Genomic DNA, 19,691 nt, shown 5'->3' on the forward strand with positions numbered 1-19,691 from the left:
TCCGAACTCAATTAAACCAAGATACAAAAGCCATGAAGCGATCCGAGTAACAATAGAAGACGGACGCAATGCTTGTCAAATACTATCCTCTTCAAAATAATACTCTTTAAAAATCAAAAGGATACTTGGTCAACTTGCCTTGGTGAAGGCTCGTTCTATCTTCGGCTTCGATTATAAGGAATTAGCGGTGCTACTCTCATTTCCAAGCTTTCACAATTCTTCATTGTGAAAGCTAGTCTACTTTTGATGTTTATTGAGTATAAGAATATCCTATTTTTACAGTATTCCAAGGAATCTGGTAAAGAGGCATGTTTTTTCGACTTTTGGTATAATAGAGCCAAAGATATACCCAGGACAGATGATAGGAGAAAGAGCCTATGAAATTATACTATGCAGATATTCGTTATCCCTTGACTAGCTTTCTAGCCAAACTGGCAAGGGATTATACACAAGCAGGGAAGCGGGTCTTTTATATTGCTCCCAACTCCCTCTCTTTTGAAAAGGAAAGGGCAGTATTGACCCTCTTAAAGGAAAAGGGGTCCTTTGATATGATGGTGACCCGTTTTGAACAGCTGGCGCGCTATTTTACGCTTAATCAGGTAGAACAGATGAAAAACTTGGATGATACCGGTCTCGCTATGCTCTTTTTTAGGCTTTTATCCCAGATGGATGATACAGAATTTCAAGTCTATAGCAAGGTTAAGCAGGATATCGCCTTTATCCAGCAACTAGTTGCTTTATATAAGGAAATGCAGCGTTCCAATCTTACAGTTACAGATTTAGTACAGTTGGATTCACCGGATAAAGAGGCGGACTTGGTCAAGATTTTACGGGCTTTTGAAGAGCTAATGATCTCAGAACGTTTTCAAATTTCTACTCCAATAGCTCAATTTCGTAAGGCTGTTGAATCTGGCCAGCTAGATCAGGAACTAGCAGGTGTTGTCCTTGTTGTAGACGGCTTTACTCGTTTTTCAGCAGAAGAAGAGGCACTGATTGCAGCCTTGGATGGACGTGTAGGAGAATTAGTTATCGCAACTTATGCGAGCCAAAAAGCCTATCAAGCGACTTATATCGAGGGGAATATCTATCAAGCTAGTGTGGAGTTTCTCCGCCATTTGGCGGAGACTTTCCAGAGTAAGCCCAGCTACTTAGCGGCTTCAGATGAGTTAGATACCTTTGGAAAGATTTCGAGGAATATTGAAGGACGTTATGATTTTTCTAGCCGTCAGGTGGCGTTAACAGCTGACGATCAAAAAGGGGTTCAGCTATGGGAGGTGACCAATCAGAGAGAGGAAGTTCGACAGGTAGCTCTCACCATTCGACGGCTCCTTCATCAAGGGATACGCTATAAAGATATTGTCGTTCTTTTAGGAGATGTGGATAGCTATCATTTGCAAGTTGGAAAGATCTTTGACCAATATGATATTCCTTATTATTTAGGAAGAGCTGAAGAGATGAGCCATCACCCTTTGGTGCATTGGATTGAATCCTTGGAACGCTTGAAGCGCTATCGGTTTAGAACAGAGGATATGCTCAATCTCTTGAAATCAGGTCTCTATCAGCACCTGAATCAGGAAGAACTAGATCGATTTGAGCAATATCTTTTATTTGCAGATGTGAAGGGGCAGACACAATTTGAACGGGTATTTACAGTAAAAAATGGCAATCGCTATGATTTGAAAGAGCTTAATCGGATTCGGGAGCAGATTATGGCCCCCTTGACAGCTTTTTTTAAGGCAGGTCCCCAACTAGGCAAAAGTCTGCTAGGGAAGTTTCGCACTTTTTGTGAAGCAACTGCCCTGCCGGATACTATGAAGGCACTATCTGCCTCCTTTGGGGAAATAGAGCAGGAAAAGGACGAGCAGGTCTGGAATCGCTTTGTTCATCTCTTAGAGGATATGCACCAGATTTTTGGAGATGAGAAGGTAACACTAGCTGATTTTCTAGCTATTTTGCGTGCTGGAATGCTAGCAAGTACCTACCGAACTGTACCTGCGACTGTTGATGTGGTGCGGGTCAAATCCTATGACTTGATTGAGCCTCATACAGCCAAATATATCTTTGCTATTGGTTTGACCCAGACCAATTTTCCAAAACTAACAAAGAATACCAGTCTCTTGACTGATGCAGAACGACTACGGATAAATGAAGCGACTGGTCGGTTGACCAAGCTCGATGTGGTGAGTCGTGAGAATGTCAAGAAAAATCATTTTGCGATGATTTCGCTGCTCAATGCAGCTAGTGACCAACTAGTCCTATCAGCTCCACAACTCGCTAATGAAACCGAAGAGGGGAAATCCCCCTATCTACAAGTCTTGCAGGCAATAGGGATTCCAAAAGTAGAAAAAGGAAATACTACTGGTTTTCAGCTAGACGATTTGTCACACTATAAGAGTTTGTTAGCTCGTGTGATTGAGGCGAATCGTTTGCCGTTTGAAGAGAAGTGGACTAAGGAAGAGGAAACTTTTTGGTTGGTTGCGATCCGTTATCTGCGTAAAAAATTGGAACAAGAAGAGATTGTCATTCCAGCTATTACAGGTGAAGTCGAGACTAGTCCCTTGGAGGTTGACACACTTGATGTCCTTTATCCAGCAGGTACCCCTCTCGTTTTATCTGCGTCTAGTTTGACAGATTTCTATCAGAATGAGTACTTGTATTTTATCAAGCATGTCTTGCGTTTGAGGGAGCGAGATAGTATCTATCCTGATGCACGTAGCCATGGAAATTTTTTGCACCGGATTTTTGAACGAGTGACAAGTGACCATAGCTCTCAATCTTTTGATGACAAATTGCAACAAGCCATCAGTGAGACCCGCAAGGAGCCCTCTTTTGAAGCCCTGTACCAATTCAATGCTGAAAGTCAGTTCTCAGAGACTGTCTTGCTGGACATTGCACGGGCAACGTCCTTGGTCTTACAGGCGGAGCCTGTTACAAAAGTTATGGCAAATGAAGCAGTCTTTCATTGGGAACAAGCCCCTTTTTTGACCTTAGAAAAGGGGCGTCCTGTTCAAGTAGTGGGGAAAATGGATCGTTTGGATCAATTGACTTCGGATCAGGCTTTTGGAGTGGTGGATTACAAATCAAGCAATAACCAGTTTCACATTGATCGATTTTACAATGGGCTTAGTCCACAGTTGATGACCTATATTGCAGCAGTGCAAGAGTTGCCAGAATTTAGTCAATCGGAGAAGATTTTTGGTGCTATGTATTTGCATATGTTCGATCCGATTGTTAAATTGACAGACACCAAATCAGAAGATCAGATTCTTGCCAACACCTATAAATCTTTAGTTTATAAGGGCTTATTTTTGGAAGAGGAGAGCAATCGCCTCAACCACTTATATGCCAAGACCAAGGCTTCACTCTTTACGAAGCAGGATTTGGATACGATGTTAGCCTATAATCAGACCTTGTATCGGCAAGCTGCAGAGAAGATTGTGGCAGGTCAGTTTGCAGTCAATCCCTATACTGAAGATGGTCGGTCAGTAGCAGGTGAGCAATTAAAGGCTATCACAGGATTTGAGGCTGATCGCCATTTTTCATTAGCCCGCCCGCTTTTGAAAGGTGGTAAGAAAGAGGATTGGTTAGACAGGATGAAGAAAGGAGTGGCAGATGAGGTTTGAAGCATTTTTAAGTTCAGCTGAAATTGCAGACTTGCAACGAGCAGAAGCCCAGTCAGAGAAGATGCAAAAACGAACACCTGAGCAGATCGAGGCGATTTATACCAATGGGCAAAATGTTTTGGTGTCGGCTTCTGCTGGTTCTGGAAAGACCTTTGTCATGGTGGAGCGGATTTTGGACAAGCTGAAGCGAGGAATTGGTGTGGATCAGCTTTTTATCTCGACTTTTACAGTTAAGGCAGCAGGGGAGCTGAGAGAGCGGATCGAGCGCCAGCTGACCAAGGCAATTCTTGATAGCCCAGATGAAGAATTGAAACGCCATTTATCACAACAGTTGACCAATCTTCCCAATGCTGCTATTGGAACCATGGACGCCTTTAGCCAACAATTAGTGGTGACCTATGGCTATCTTTTGGGAATTGCACCGACTTTCCGGATTTTGCAGGATAAAAATGAGCAGGACTTGCTCAAGCAGGAAGTGTTTTCGGACTTAGTAAGCGATTATATGGCTGGAAAAGATCAGGTAGTCTTTCAGCAATTGGTGCGAAATTTTTCGAGTAATCGTAAGGACATGAAAGGATTTCAGGAGGTTGTCTATCAGGTTCATACCTTTAGTCAATCGACAAGCAATCCTAAGGAGTGGTTAAGGACAACCTTTTTAAAGGGGTATGAGCAGTTTACGAGCCTTGCCAGTCTTCCAGCTTCGACTTTTGAAGGACTCTTAGATAGTATGGAGCGGGCTGCGAATGACTTGCAGGATGTGACAGACTTACCTACCTATAAAAAAGAGACCAAGGCAGGTAAGCCAACGGCAAACTATACCAAGCACCTAGCAATCATTGGTCAATTGAGGGAATTACTGGTAGCACATACTAACTATAGGGAAATGGAGCAACTCTTAGCAGTAGTTGCACAGGTGGTAGACATTTTACCGTCAGGTGCAGAAGTGACAGTGGCAGGTGAAAAATACCCAGTCTTTAAGGACTTGCAGGCACGCTTGACCAATTTAAAGCACCTGAAAACTGTTTTAACCTACCAGCCTCAGCTAGTTCCTCTTCTTCGTCTTTTGCGAGATTTTGTCCTTGATTTTTCAAGCCAATATCTGCAGCGGAAGATGCAGGAAAATAGCTATGAATTTACAGATATTAGCCATTTTGCTATTCAAATCTTGGAAGAGTATCCAGAGATTCGTAAGCTCTACCAGTCGACCTATCACGAGGTCATGGTTGATGAGTATCAGGACAACAACCATATTCAAGAGCGAATGCTAGATTTGTTATCAAACGGTTATAATCGTTTCATGGTAGGAGATATCAAGCAGTCTATCTATCGTTTTCGTCAGGCAGATCCGCGTATTTTCCAAGAGAAATTTGAACTCTATCAATCAGATCCAACTGCTGGTAAATTGATTCTTCTTAAAGAGAATTTTAGAAGCCAGTGCGAGGTACTGGATGCAACCAATGCCATTTTTACCCGCCTCATGGACAAGGAGGTTGGTCAAATCACTTACGATGAGACCCATTGTCTAGTTGCAGGCAGTGACCGTCAGAAAATACAACAGCCTCATCATCAAATGGAGTATTTGATTTACAATACCGATGTGGAAGAGGAAGAAAGGCTAGAGCAGGGGGAAGTCAGTGCTGGAGAGGTAGAGTTAGTCGCTAAGGAAATCATCCGTTTGCACAATGAAGAACAGGTTGCGTTTTCAGACATCACCTTACTTGTATCTTCAAGGACTCGCAATGAGCGTATTTTGACCAGTTTTGAGCAACATGGGATTCCCTTGGTATCTGACGGCGGGGAGGCCCACTATCTGAAGTCATTGGAAGTCATGCTTATGCTTGATACCTTGCGCGTTATTAACAATCCGCTCAACGACTATCCCTTCATTGCCCTTTTGAAATCACCGATGTTTCGTTTGACAGAAGATGAACTGACACGGATTGCCTTGCAGGCTGATTCGGCTTATTTTTATCAGAAATTGCAGCAGGCTTTGAGTGCTAGTGGTGATCATCCTCACTTGATCTCTCCTAGATTAAAGAAAAAGCTAGCGCATATTGAAACCTATCTGGTCAATTGGAGGGCCTATGCTAGGAACCATTCGATCTATGACCTGATTTGGAAGATTTTCAATGAGAAGTTTTACTATGATTATGTCGGTGCCCTGCCAAATGGTGACAAGCGCCAAGCAAATCTATACGCTCTCGGTCTGCGGGCAAATCAGTTTGAAAAGACAGGCTTTAAAGGCTTGGCGAGATTCATTACCATGATTGACAAGCTGATTGCGAGCGACAATGATTTGGCTGATGTAGAGCTTGCCCTTCCAGAAAATGCGGTTCAGCTCATGACCATTCACAAGAGTAAGGGCTTAGAATTTAAATATGTCTTTCTTCTCAATATGGACAAGGATTTTAGTCGTCAAGAAAGTAGGAGCCCGATTGTCCTTAGCAGGGAAAATGGAATTGGGGCCCAGTATTTGGCTGATATGAAAGATAAATTTGAAACGCCCTTGCCCCATGTCCGCGTTCAGATGAATACTCTACCCTATCAGCTCAATCAAGAAGAATTAAAACGCTTGAGTTTATCTGAGCAGATGCGTCTGCTCTATGTTGCCATGACGCGGGCTGAACAAAAGCTCTATCTGGTTGGAAAAGGAAGTCGGGAAAAATTGTCCAATAAATATGACGGTAAATCTCGTTTCGGTGTGTTAGCCCAGTCTACACGGGAATCCATGACCAATTTCCAAGATTGGATTTTGGCGATTGAAGAAGCCTTTCAGGGACAGGATCTCCATTTCAAAAAGACTTTTGTAGAGGCAGAAGAACTGACACCAGAAAAGATTGGTCGATTGGCTGTACCGGCGTATATGCCGGCAGATAATGTGAAAGACAACCGCCAGTCAGAAGATATTCTAGCTGCTCTGGATCGGCTGTCAGCTGTTGAGAAAATCAACCACCAGTACCGTGCTGCCATCGATTTACCGAGTGTTCGAACCCCTAGTCAAATTAAGAAACTCTATGAGCCAGTTCTCGCAGATGATGGCCTTGAAATCATGGAAACCTATGTTCCCAATCGGAAATTTCTCCTGCCTGATTTTGACCACAAGCAGAAGGTGACAGGAAGCCAGATTGGTTCTGCTGTACATGAATTGATGCAACGCTTGCCCCTTGTATCTCCTATTACAGCCGACACGGTGATTGATACACTTGCACAAGTGCATGCAGAAGAAGCTGTCAAAGAAAAGATTGACGTGAGTAAGATTGTTGCTTTTTTTGAACTGCCCCTAGGTCAGGAGCTATTGACCCAGCATAAGCGGGTTCGTAGAGAGCAGCCTTTTGCTATCTTGCGACCTGATACACATGCAGAAGAAGACTATGTTTTACGTGGTATTATTGATGGATTTATCCAGTACCCAGATCGGATACTCCTCTTTGATTATAAGACCGATCACTACCAGCATCCAAGCCAGCTAGTCCAACGCTATCGTGGTCAAATGGAGCTCTATGCAGATGCTCTCAAACAAGCCTACCAGGTTGATCTAGTGGAAAAATACCTCATTTTACTAGGTGGTGCTAAGATTGAAGTTGTTTCATTGCCTTAAAGTAAACAGCCCTCGTCACAGCGAAGTAACTTCTAGCCCTTCTTTTTACAGAATGGAAGAACTTTTAAGGCATACGGTTCGGCCATGCTTCATGCAATAGAAGCTCCTTGCTGTACAAAAAAATATTAGGGTGCAGGTCTATTTTTATAGTTCTTTTTTACCCGTACTATTTGTGATATAATAGGGCGAGAAAAGGAAGTAACATAAGGATGAATCAGACAAGGATTGACATTGAATATTACAAGCAATTAGCCCAGCAGAAACAAGGGGAACACCGCAAATTTTTAGCGATGTTAAAGAAAAAAGCTCCCAAAAATTTGGATAAGATTGTCCAGCAGCCTATCTCTTTGTGGAGAAGCTAAAAAAGTGTTTATAAGAGGGAGTGGCATAGAAGCTAGAGCTTATCCAGATTAGAAAAAGAGTCCATTTGAACTGTACCCCAATCGTTAGATTTTGTGTCTAGCTTTTGAGGTGCAGTTCAAAGTTTATACTTCTTCGTCTGATTCCATATTTTTTGTGGTAACTGTTGTGAACTTCACTCACTTTATGGATACGGAAGAAACGATCCAGTAGCGAATTTCTTAAATGTTATACTATTCAAAAGACAAAAACAAACTGATAATAGATTTATGGAACTTGCCATTGGACAAATGCTAACCACAATCCTAAATTCGCACCCGCTATCCAACCTACTCTTAGGACTGGTAGAGAAGTAGCCATTATCACAGCCTTGTACTCTTTAAAAGTTAAAAGGATACTTGGTCAACTTGCCTTGGTGAAGGCTCGTTCTCCCTTCGGCTTCGATTATAAGGAAATGAGCGGTGCTACTCTCATTTCCAACCTTTCACAATTCTTCATTGTGAAAGCTAGTCTACTTTTGATTTTTATTGAGTATGAGGTCATTTTGGGAAGTAGCTAGGCTTGTCTAAATGAAAAGCTACTCTTTGAACAGATGGTGCGTCAATATGCTATACTAATAGTAGAACGGATTACAAGGAGATAATTAGGTGGACTACAAATTTTTATTATTCGATCTTGACCATACCTTACTAGACTTTGCAGCTGCTGAGGAGCTTGCTTTGACGCAGTTGTTAGAAGCGATGGCTGTGGAAGATAAAGAGGCATTTAAGGCTTACTATAAGCCGATGAATCTAGCGATGTGGAAGGATTTGGAGCAAGGGAAGATCAGCAAGCAAGAGCTTATCAATACGCGTTTTTCGCGCTCTTTTGCCCATTTTGGACATACAGTAGATGGGGCTAAAATGGCACTTCTTTATCAGGAGTATATCAGTCAGCAGGGACAGACCTTTGATGGTGCAGTTGAACTATTGCAGGAGTTGACAGAGCAGGGGTATGAGTTATATGGAGCGACGAATGGGGTGACCTATATTCAGGAAAAACGCTTAGCACATTCCCCGATTCACCCCTTTTTCAAGAATATATTTATTTCAGAGCAAATGGGGACGAAGAAGCCCGAGGCCTTCTTTTTTGAAAAAATAGCTGAGCAGATTGCAGGCTTTACGAAAGAACAGGCTTTGATGATTGGTGATAGCTTGACGGCAGATATTCAAGGTGGCAATCATGCAGGAATTGATACCGTTTGGTACAATCCTTCTTCTCTAGAAAATCGAACCAGGGCTCTTCCCACTTATGAAGTAAACAATTACCAAGAATTACTAGCCCTATTACAGAAAAAGTAGGAGGAAAACATGAAGGACAAGTTTTTACAGGATATTCACCTCTTTGAAAATGTTAAGGTGCTGTCATCTGAAAAAGGGTATCTTGTGGTAACGACGGAAGTGGTGGACAAGTCCTTGAACTACTATGGCTTTGCTCATGGAGGTTATCTTTTTACCCTCTGTGATCAAATCAGTGGTTTGGTGGTGATTTCGACAGGCTATGATGCGGTGACCCTCCAGTCCAGTATCAACTACTTTAAGCCAGGGCAACTGGGGGATACTCTCGTCATCGATGGCAGATGTGTTCATGATGGTCGTACGACCAAGGTAGTGGATGTGACCGTAACCAATCAAAAGCAGGAAGAAATGGTCAAAGCAAGGTTTACCATGTTTGTTACAGGTGAGCGTGGCAAATGATTGCAAGTTCGTAATAGAAAATGGTGTGTTTATGAAAATAAGATGTATCTTATCTAGTCTTTTCTTACTCTTTCTTGTAGCTTGTGCAACATCTACAGCTGAAAAAGAAGTAGCCAGTTCAACTGGGGCAAGCCTTGCTAGTAGCTCTGTCCATTCACAAGCTATGGCAGAGACAGGATCCTCCTCTAGTCAGTCTACAGCACCTGCCTCGATTTCGGTCCAACCGACTTATAATGGTTCCTATTACAGTGTTGAAGGCAAGTATGGGGAGGTCATCGTTGTCAATAAACGGTATCCTCTTTCAAGCGACTATGCTCCGGGAGAAATTCCTGAAGCAGTATCTGCCTTTCAGGATCTTGTAACCCAGATGCAGTCCTTGGGCTATGATGTATCAAGGACCCAATATAGTGGTTTTCGTTCTTATGACATGCAGGCGGGTCTCTATCAATCCTATGTCGCAAATGATGGTAAAGAAAGGGCGGATCGCTATTCAGCAAGGGCAGGCTACAGTGAACACCAGACAGGACTGGCTTATGATATTCTAGACAGCAGTGGAGCGCTTCTAACGGAGCCCAGTGCAACTACATGGTTGGCTGAACATGCCCATTCCTATGGCTTTATTGTCCGTTACCCATCGGGAAAAGAAGCTATTACAGGCTATATGCCTGAATCCTGGCATATCCGCTATATCGGAAGGGAAGCCAGTGATATTTATCAATCTGGTCAAACACTAGAGGAATACTTTGGCGTGTCAGGTGGGGGATATGAAGATTGAGAACCGGTATTCACAGTTCAGCACTTCCATCTAATACTCGTCTTTAAGCTCCTCATCATTCATTTTTCAAGATACAGTCAGTTGAATACAAGTTCTAAAAGGGTTCTTTTCAGTCCTGCTTAGTTTAGAGCTGAAGCATTGCACATAAGAAAGGGAGTTTTTAGAGAAAAAAAGTGGGCTAGTCCTGCTTTTTTTGTTACAATAAAGATGATGAATGATTTGATAAGACATAAACTAGAATTGCTTCCGGATAGCCCAGGATGCTATCTGCATAAGAACCGATATGGTAAGATTATCTATGTTGGAAAGGCGAAAAATCTGCGCAGTCGTGTTCGCTCTTATTTTCGTGGTAGTCATGATACTAAGACAACGGCTCTGGTATCAGAAATTGCTGACTTTGAATTTATCGTGACCGAGTCCAATATTGAAGCCCTACTGTTGGAAATCAACTTAATTCAAGAAAACAAGCCACGCTACAATATCATGCTCAAGGACGACAAGTCCTATCCCTTTATCAAGATTAGCAATGAGCGTCACCCTCGTCTGATGATTACGCGTCAGGTTCGCAAGGACGGAGGGCAGTATTTTGGTCCCTATCCAGATGTGGGAGCTGCTAATCAGACCCTGAAACTACTGGAGCGTCTCTATCCTTTTCGGAAATGTAAGTTGCCAGAAAATAAATACTGTCTGTACTACCACTTGGGACAATGTCTAGCACATGGTGATCAGATGCCTAGTCGCAAGGATTACGCCCAAATGGTGACCGAAGTCAGCCAGTTTTTGACGGGGCATGATGATAAGATTGTCCATCAATTACAGGAAAAAATGCAGATGGCTGCTAGCAATCTGGAATTTGAAAAAGCTGCTGAATACCGTGACCTCCTGCAATCCATCTCTACTCTTCGCACCAAGCAACGGGTTATGGCTAAGGACTTGCAGGATCGGGATGTATTTGGCTACTATGTCGAAAAAGGTTGGATGTGTGTGCAGGTATTTTTTGTTCGTCAGGGAAAATTGATTGAGCGCAATGTCAATCTCTTTCCTTATTACAATGAAGCTGAAGAGGATTTCTTGACCTATTTGGGACAGTTTTACCGCAACCAGCAACATTTAATTCCTAAAGAGGTGCTCATTCCATCGGGGATCGATGAAGAAGCGGTGAAGAGTTTGGTAGATACTAAGATTGTCAAGCCACAACGGGGGGAGAAAAAGCAGCTCTTACAGCTGGCGACGAAAAATGCGCGTGTCAGCCTGCAGCAGAAATTTAACTTACTGGAGAAGAATCTAGAAAAGACACAAGGAGCAATTGAAAATATCGGTCAGTTGTTGGGAATTCCGACCCCCGTTCGGATTGAGGCCTTTGATAATTCCAATATTATGGGAACTAGCCCTGTATCAGCGATGGTGGTCTTTGAACAGGGGCTTCCGAATAAAAAAGAGTACCGTAAATACAAAATCAAGACGGTAGAAGGTCCCGATGATTATGCTTCGATGCGTGAAGTGCTCTATCGTCGCTATCGTCGTGTCCAGAAAGAGGGCTTAACTCCGCCTGATCTCATTATCATCGATGGTGGTCAGGGGCAAGTTCATGTGGCTAAGGAGGTACTTGAGCAGGAGCTTGGCATGAGTATTCCCATTGCTGGGCTTCAAAAAAATGACAGGCATCAGACCCATGACTTGCTCTTTGGCCAACCCTTGCAGGTGATTCCACTCTCGCGCAATTCACAGGAGTTCTTTCTCTTGCAACGGATTCAAGACGAGGTGCACCGTTTTGCGATTACCTTTCATCGTCAAGTGCGATCAAAAAATTCTTTTTCTTCTAAATTGGACGGCATTAAAGGTCTTGGACCGAAACGCAAGCAGGCACTCTTGAAGCATTTCAAATCTCTAAGTAAGATCCAAGAAGCGAGTTTCCAGGAGATTGCAGAAGCAGGGATTCCCTATGAAGTCGCTCAATCTGTAAAAGAAAAATTAAATGAGGATAGTCAACGTTGAAAAATTCCGTCATTCATGATAGAATGAGGGAACATACTGAAAGAATAGTTAGAACCTTTATTCACAGTTCAGCACTTCCATCTAAGGCTCGTTTTTAAGTTGTTCATCGTTTGTTTTTTACGTACAGTCGGTATTTCCTCAAAAAACGACCTTGATGAATGAAAACGATCTTTTATATAAAAGCACTTTGCTAGTGAATACAGGTTCTTATCAAAAGGAGAAGCCATGGCGTTTGGAGAAAAACAACACAAGAAAAATACGTTTGAGAAAATAACCCTTATTGTTGTCATTGTGATGGTGTTGGCAACCGTAGCTGGATTGATTTTGCCAGCCATCAGTGCCATTATGTAAGTAGCGGGGCTGGGAGGATTCCTCTAGCCCTTCTTTTATGACATGAACGATTAGGAGGAAATAGGTAAAAAGATGAGTATGTTTTTAGATACAGCCAAGATTAAGGTCAAGGCTGGTAAGGGCGGAGATGGCATGGTAGCCTTTCGCCGTGAGAAATACGTGCCCAATGGTGGTCCATGGGGTGGGGACGGAGGTCATGGTGGGAATGTAGTCTTTGTTGTAGATGAGGGCTTGCGTACCTTAATGGACTTCCGCTATAATCGCCAATTTAAGGCAGCTTCTGGTGAGAAAGGGATGACCAAGGGTATGCACGGTCGCGGGGCAGAAGATTTATTTGTCCGTGTACCGCAGGGAACGACTGTTCGTGATGCAGAGACTGGTAGGCTCATTACTGACTTAGTTGAGCATGGTCAAGAGTTTATCGTAGCACATGGAGGTCGTGGTGGCCGTGGAAATATCCGCTTTGCAACGCCGAAGAATCCTGCACCTGAAATTTCGGAAAATGGAGAGCCGGGCGAAGAACGTCAGCTCGAATTGGAATTAAAAGTTTTGGCAGATGTGGGCTTGGTCGGCTTTCCTTCCGTTGGAAAATCAACCTTGCTCAGTGTAATTACAGCAGCTAAGCCCAAGATTGGTGCTTACCACTTCACAACCATTGTGCCAAATTTGGGAATGGTCCGTACCAAATCAGGTGAATCTTTTGCAGTCGCAGATTTACCGGGACTGATTGAGGGAGCGAGCCAGGGAGTTGGGCTTGGAACCCAGTTTCTCCGCCACATTGAACGCACGCGGGTTATCCTGCACGTTCTAGATATGTCTGCCAGTGAGGGGCGGGATCCTTATGAAGATTACCTTGCCATCAATCATGAACTTGAAACCTACAATCTTCGCCTTATGGAACGTCCGCAGATTATTGTCGCAAATAAGATGGACATGCCCGATGCAGAAGAACATCTCAAAGAGTTTAAGAAAAAGTTAGCAGCTAGCTATGATGAATTTGATGAATTACCACAGATTTTCCCGATTTCTGGACTAGCACATCAAGGACTAGAGAATCTGCTAGAGGCTACGGCTGAATTGCTTGACAAGACACCAGAATTTCTTTTATACGATGAAGCAGAGTTTGAAGCAGAAGAAGTTTACTATGGCTTTAGTCCAGACGAGCCGGAATTTGACATTAGTCGTGCTGACGATGCCAGCTGGATTTTGTCGGGTGAGAAACTGGAAAAACTCTTTACGATGACCAACTTTGACCGTGACGAATCAGTTATGAAATTTGCCCGCCAGTTGCGTGGCATGGGAGTGGACGAGGCCTTACGTGCTCGCGGAGCTAAGGATGGGGATATTGTCCGCATTGGTACATTTGAATTTGAATTTGTAGATTGATGAGTGACTATCATTGATAGCCAATTCATCCCAATGAGTGCCGGTACTTGTAGAGCCCTACCCTATCCACGGTTTAGGTGTCTTTAGATAGTGATTTTATGATAATGCGACCAATGTTCATCTGTTCATTGTATAATTGAAGAGAATTGGAGATTTTACTATGGGAGATAAACCAATATCCTATAAGGATAAGGACGGAAATTTTGTTTCAGCAGCTGATATTTGGAATGCTGAAAAACTAGAGGAGCTCTTTAATAAGCTGAACCCAAATCGTAAATTCCGCTTGGAACGGGAAAAATTGCACCAGCAAACCAAGGAGTAAGAAGAAGGAGAGGGAGGAATCGTGACTTTAAGATCACGATTCCTCCCTCTCTTTTATAGTTGTTTAGTTTAAATGTATCGATTACCTATATCCGTTCAAAAGGAAATTGTTCCTACCTAATGAACATCACATCCAGATTAGGCGATGTAGCTGTAGATAGAAGTTTGCTACTTTCTTATTTTTCCTGTGTCTGAGTTCGGCTTGCAGAGCCATTCCCTAATTGTGAGGAGATAGGTCAAAGCATTCAAGAATCAACATCATGATAGTAGATACTTTTCTTACTGATTGTGTGCTTAAAACTCTTCTATCTGGATTTCTTGTAAGCCTGTTTCATCTAGGTGGTAAATCTTATCGCAGACTGCTTTTAGAAAGGCTCGATCATGAGAGACAGTAAGGATTGCACCTGGGAAATCAGAAAAGAGCTTGCGAACTTGGGGCTGTGAAGTCGGTGAAAAGTTTCGTGTTGGCTCATCTAATAATAAAACGGGACAGGCTTCTAAGACCATTTTTAGGAGTAGGAGCTTGGCTTGTTGTCCACCAGATAAGGAGGAAATAGGGTGTTGAGCCTCTTGGTGGGTCAATTGCAGACCAGCAAGGTGAGTGAGAGCCCGTTCTCCTTCTTTTGTATCGGGAGAAGATGTCAGAAATTGGAGGGGAGAAGCATTCCCATCGAGTAGTTCCTGATAATGCTGGGGCATATAGCCGATAGGATAGCTGGCCTGCTGTTGTAAGAGAGTATAGACTTGCTTGAGCAGGCTCGATTTGCCAGCACCATTTTTTCCAATAATCCCGATCTTTTCTTGGGCTAAAAACTGGAAGTTTAAGCTAGGAACCAAGAGCTTTTGCTCTACTTGCAAGGTGAATTTCTCTAGCTTCAGAAGAAGTTTGCGGGCTGGAAGTGGTACAATATCTTTAAAACAGAGCTCTATCCTATCTTCCTTGCTAGGCATTTCAGTCAGATTGCCAGCTTCCTTCTCATAGCGTTTTTCTTGAGCCAGGACTGATTTCATCTTTTTAGCCACCAGTCTCCCTGCAGTTGCATCATGGGTATTGCGGACTGTATATTCGACACTTTGATGAAGGCGATGGTGACGGTCTATCTTCTTTTGGTGATTCAGGTGTTCGTTGCGTGCTTGCTGGAGTTGGCGCTCAAACTGTGCTTCTCGGTTCTGAACATAGTTCGTATAAGGCAGAGCTTGAACAGTAGTTCGTGCGACCTGACGTTTTTTGATGCGTTCCAAATGTACGATTTTGCTTGCAGTCCGGCTCAAAAACGTTTCATCGTGGGAAATAAAGACCACGGTTTTATCGGACTGATGAATGAAGTTTTCCAACCATTTGAGGGTTGCTAGATCTAAATCATTGGAGGGTTCATCAAGAAAGAGAATATCTGTTTCTTTTGCCAGTTCTTTGATGAGCTGAATTTTTAATTTTTCACCTCCTGATAGGTTTGCTAATAATTGTGAATCTGAAAAACGCTGGCTATCAAAGTGCAATTCCCTGGCGTAGCGATAGAGGGCTGCATAATCGATAGTTCCCTCGTCTGTAGCAAAGAAATAGTCGTTGAGTGAGAGTTGCTCTAGCTTTGGCGGTAAGTGTTGGGGGATGTAGCTGTAGGAGACGAAGTCCCGCTGAATGTTTCCACTGAACTGAAGATAGGAGGAGACGGATTCTTCTTTCATCATCCATTTAAGGAGGCTGGATTTACCATTTCCCTCTTCTCCGATGAGTGCGACTTTATCCCCTCTGTTGATTATCAGAGATAGGTCGCAAACTAAGTTGGTTAAGTCCTTTTTATGGGTCAGGGTTAGATGTGTTATTTGTAACATAGATACTCCTTATACCAAATAGCCCTCGCTACACCAGTAGGGCTATTTACTTGTATCAGAGAACCTTTTTCTATCCCCTCAAAGCTATAGAGAAGTGGGGAGGGGGTATCTGTTTGGAGAATGGTGGTATTACTATGTGTCCAAAAGTCCGCACAAAAAGGAGATACAAGTCAACTAAAAGCCTACTGGTAAAGCATGGTGATACGCAAAAGAATGCAGTGAAACTGCCTATTTACGCTTGCAAACTTTAACAAATAGACTTAGTTGTTCATGTCTCCTTACCTCCGAATATGATGTTTTCACTATACCATAGAAAGAGAGGCTTGTCAATATATCTTTTGTCAATTTTCCTGACTGTATCGTTTCCCCACTTATTTTGTTACTTATTTGTACATCCTATTTTGAAATCAAAGAAACAGTAGTATATAAAAGCAATGTTGGCTGAAAAACCCGCTTATCTGATGTGGTCAAGTGTGCTAATTTGGTGAATTTTTGGTATAATGAATAGAAGACTTTTAAAGGAAGAGATATGAACGTAGAAGATTTAAAAAAGCGTCAAGAGAAGATTCGAAATTTCTCTATCATTGCCCACATTGACCATGGAAAGTCAACTTTGGCAGACCGTATTTTGGAAAAGACAGAGACAGTGTCAAGTCGTGAAATGCAGGCACAGTTATTGGACAGTATGGACTTGGAACGGGAGCGTGGGATCACGATTAAGCTCAACGCTATTGAATTGAACTATACTGCTAAAGACGGTGAAAGCTATATTTTTCATCTGATTGATACTCCGGGACATGTCGATTTTACTTATGAGGTATCGCGCTCACTCGCTGCTTGTGAGGGTGCGATTTTGGTCGTGGATGCAGCGCAGGGAATTGAAGCTCAAACTCTGGCAAATGTCTACCTTGCCTTGGATAATGATTTGGAGATTCTGCCTATTATCAATAAGATTGACCTACCTGCAGCAGATCCAGAGCGTGTTCGTCAGGAAATTGAAGATGTAATCGGTCTTGATGCTAGTGAGGCAGTACCGACTTCTGCCAAGGCTGGAATTGGGATTGAGGAGATTTTAGAGCAAATCGTCGAGAAGGTCCCTGCTCCAGCAGGAGATGTAACAGCACCGCTTAAAGCCTTGATTTTTGACTCTGTTTATGATGCTTATCGTGGTGTGATCCTCCAAGTACGTGTCATGGACGGCTTGGTCAAGCCTGGTGACACGATTCAAATGATGAGTAATGGAAAGACCTTCGATGTGACAGAAGTGGGGATTTTCACACCAAAAGCTGTAGGTCGTGATTATCTTGCAACAGGGGATGTTGGTTATATTGCGGCTTCGATTAAGACGGTTGCTGATACTCGGGTTGGGGATACCGTAACCCTTGCAAGCAATCCAGCAGATGCCCCACTTGAGGGCTATAAGCAGATGAATCCGATGGTCTTTGCAGGAATTTACCCGATTGATTCTAATAAATATAATGACTTACGGGAGGCCTTAGAGAAGTTACAGCTCAATGATGCCAGCTTGCAGTTTGAACCAGAGACTTCTCAGGCTCTAGGCTTTGGTTTTCGCTGTGGATTCTTAGGGCTATTGCATATGGATGTCATTCAGGAACGGATTGAGCGGGAGTTTAACATTGATTTGATTATGACTGCTCCGTCGGTAGTCTATCATGTGAAGATGACGGATGGTGAGACCGTTGAAGTATCGAACCCGTCTGAATTTCCAGATCCAACCAAGATTGATAAGATTGAAGAACCTTATGTCAAGGCTCAAATTATGGTACCGCAGGAATATGTTGGAGCTGTGATGGAATTAGCCCAGCGCAAACGTGGTGATTTTGTGACCATGGATTATATTGACGACAATCGTGTCAATGTCATCTACCAAATTCCACTGGCTGAAATTGTCTTTGATTTCTTTGACAAATTGAAATCTTCTACTCGTGGATATGCAAGTTTTGACTATGAAATTTCAGAATATCGTCCATCGAAATTAGTGAAGATGGACATTCTCCTAAACGGTGATAAGGTTGATGCCCTCAGTTTCATTGTCCATAAAGAATTTGCCTATGAACGAGGAAAGTTGATCGTGGATAAACTGAAAAAAATCATTCCTCGTCAGCAATTTGAAGTTCCAATTCAAGCTGCAATCGGACAAAAAATCGTGGCACGTAGTGATATCAAAGCCCTTCGCAAAAATGTCTTAGCGAAGTGTTACGGAGGAGATGTCTCACGAAAACGCAAACTCCTCGAAAAACAAAAAGCTGGAAAAAAACGCATGAAAGCGATTGGAAGCGTCGAAGTCCCTCAAGAAGCTTTCTTAAGCGTGTTGAGCATGGACGAGGAATAAAACAGTCCAGTGGACTGTTTTATCCCCAGGCCTAGTATTAAGAAAGCGCCGGGTAGTCCATTGGACTGTTTTATCCCCAAGCCAAGCATTAAGAAAGCGCCGGGTAGTCGTTTTATCCTTTAGGTAGTAAGTTTAAAAATAGTGAGATATCTACACGGGACTGTTTCTAGACCTAGACCTTGAAAACGCATGCCCAGGCTATTAAAACGAGTTTTAATACTCTATACACATCAATAGCTGACTAGGTTACGAAACCGCAGATTGAACTGAAGTTCAGTCAGGTGAGTTAACGAGGTCAGGATTTGATTTTTGAAGAGTAACATTCTAAAACTTAGAAAGGAGAACATGATAAGAGAAAGCCTCTTTACTGTATTTAATAGGTTCAGTGAGTGGTCTAAGTGCCAAGTTTAGGAATGATAGAGTGGAGTAGGTTCCCTATATATCTTTCTTCATTTCTAGATTGCGAAAGGAGAACGCCTCAAAGACTATTGACAGTAGTATAACTGTAAACCTTAAAAGGAGAACACGATGAAAAAGAAAACATATATAATAACCCTAGCTGCACTTGCTATCATTTCCTTAAGTGGGTGTGGAAAGACGGATTCAACACCAGCTACGAGCAGTCAGACATCTTCTAGTTCTTCGTCTACAAGTTCCGTGTCAACTTCAACAACAACCTCGTCCTCGACATCAACCTCAACAGAGCAAAAGACAGGTAGCGACAAGCAGCGGATTGGTTCAGATGAGTATGGTTATATTGATGTTCCTAAAGACTGGGTTCGCTTTACTGATATAAATGGTGGTGATAATATTCAATATACCGATGGGACTGGCTACAATATTATTACTATGAATGCTTTCACCAAGGAAAATGCTGATATTAAGCCTGATGAAGAGCTAACAGCTGAAACAATTGCTAACCGCATACTGTATCGCTGGGAAAACAATCCTGAGGCGAGCAAGGTATGGGGTGCTAAAACGACTGTATCAGGAAATGAAGCTTTTCAAGTCAACGTTATTCTGAAGTCGAATCAGTATGTCATTTGCTGGCTCTTTAAAGATGGAGACCGGGTTCATTTGATTGTTTTTGAAGGAAGTGAAGAAGTTCTAGAAAATATGGTTGGTTATATTGAAAAGACTTGGAGTAGAAGTAAGGACTAGGTTGGGAAAAAGATCCGGATAGTCTGAAAAAATAACTTCATATTTTTAATATAGTTGTTTAGCTGTAGAAAAGAAGCGCCTCTTGCTGTTTAGCAAGGGCGCTTCTTGTGTCCATTAAACATTGGCTCTATAATTTCTGTAGTGGGTAAATCCACTGTAGAGATTATGGAGCCTTTTTGAGTATAGAAAAAAAGTCCCATAT

General features: G+C 42.6%; 12 protein-coding genes and 1 pseudogene. 12 read left to right on the forward strand and 1 reads right to left on the reverse strand.

Features of this window, described 5'->3' with window-relative positions; genetic code table 11:
- The first annotated feature begins 377 nt into the window (after positions 1-377).
- The 10 genes and pseudogenes from rexB (at position 378) to ACVPON_RS08545 (ending at position 14,146) form a co-directional block, all read left to right on the forward strand.
- The gene (gene rexB, locus ACVPON_RS08500; protein WP_462878198.1) at positions 378-3,623 is read left to right on the forward strand and encodes an ATP-dependent nuclease subunit B; all 3,246 of its coding nucleotides are present in this window, start codon (positions 378-380) and stop codon (positions 3,621-3,623) included.
- Entirely contained in the window at positions 3,613-7,221 is a 3,609-nt protein-coding gene (addA, locus tag ACVPON_RS08505) for a helicase-exonuclease AddAB subunit AddA (RefSeq protein ID WP_462878199.1), read from the forward strand. Before rexB ends, addA begins: the two co-directional genes overlap by 11 nt.
- A gap of 209 nt (positions 7,222-7,430) precedes the next feature.
- Positions 7,431-7,559: pseudogene (locus tag ACVPON_RS08510) on the forward strand (YkgJ family cysteine cluster protein); the annotation flags it as partial.
- Positions 7,560-8,228: 669 nt separating this feature from the next.
- Complete coding sequence (pynA, locus tag ACVPON_RS08515; protein WP_462878200.1) at positions 8,229-8,921, forward strand: pyrimidine 5'-nucleotidase PynA; 693 nt, start codon at positions 8,229-8,231, stop codon at positions 8,919-8,921.
- 9 nt (positions 8,922-8,930) lie between these two features.
- Positions 8,931-9,317, forward strand: coding sequence for a PaaI family thioesterase (locus ACVPON_RS08520; protein ID WP_462878201.1), 387 nt, complete (start codon positions 8,931-8,933; stop codon positions 9,315-9,317).
- Between the two features lie 31 nt (positions 9,318-9,348).
- A complete protein-coding gene (gene ldcB / locus ACVPON_RS08525; protein WP_462878202.1) occupies positions 9,349-10,092 on the forward strand; it encodes an LD-carboxypeptidase LdcB/DacB in 744 nt (247 codons plus the stop codon).
- A gap of 210 nt (positions 10,093-10,302) precedes the next feature.
- Positions 10,303-12,087, forward strand: coding sequence for an excinuclease ABC subunit UvrC (gene uvrC / locus ACVPON_RS08530; protein WP_462878209.1), 1,785 nt, complete (start codon positions 10,303-10,305; stop codon positions 12,085-12,087).
- Between the two features lie 225 nt (positions 12,088-12,312).
- Positions 12,313-12,438, forward strand: coding sequence for a DUF4044 domain-containing protein (locus ACVPON_RS08535; protein ID WP_462878203.1), 126 nt, complete (start codon positions 12,313-12,315; stop codon positions 12,436-12,438).
- Between the two features lie 72 nt (positions 12,439-12,510).
- Positions 12,511-13,824 (forward strand): GTPase ObgE, encoded by a 1,314-nt coding sequence (gene obgE / locus ACVPON_RS08540; RefSeq protein ID WP_462878204.1) that lies wholly within the window; start codon positions 12,511-12,513, stop codon positions 13,822-13,824.
- Between the two features lie 160 nt (positions 13,825-13,984).
- Positions 13,985-14,146: a hypothetical protein gene (locus ACVPON_RS08545; protein WP_462878205.1), complete on the forward strand. Its 162-nt coding sequence runs from the start codon at positions 13,985-13,987 to the stop codon at positions 14,144-14,146.
- Between the two features lie 293 nt (positions 14,147-14,439).
- On the opposite strand, the gene ACVPON_RS08550 is transcribed toward ACVPON_RS08545, so the two are convergent.
- Positions 14,440-15,975, reverse strand: coding sequence for an ATP-binding cassette domain-containing protein (locus ACVPON_RS08550; RefSeq protein WP_462878206.1), 1,536 nt, complete (start codon positions 15,973-15,975; stop codon positions 14,440-14,442).
- 529 nt (positions 15,976-16,504) lie between these two features.
- On the opposite strand from ACVPON_RS08550, the gene lepA reads away from it, so the two are divergent.
- The gene (lepA, locus tag ACVPON_RS08555; protein ID WP_462878207.1) at positions 16,505-18,328 is read left to right on the forward strand and encodes a translation elongation factor 4; all 1,824 of its coding nucleotides are present in this window, start codon (positions 16,505-16,507) and stop codon (positions 18,326-18,328) included.
- 528 nt (positions 18,329-18,856) lie between these two features.
- Complete coding sequence (locus tag ACVPON_RS08560) at positions 18,857-19,489, forward strand: hypothetical protein (protein WP_462878208.1); 633 nt, start codon at positions 18,857-18,859, stop codon at positions 19,487-19,489.
- Positions 19,490-19,691 lie beyond the last annotated feature (202 nt).

The sequence above is a fragment of the Streptococcus sp. 1F3 genome, from assembly GCF_054968985.1.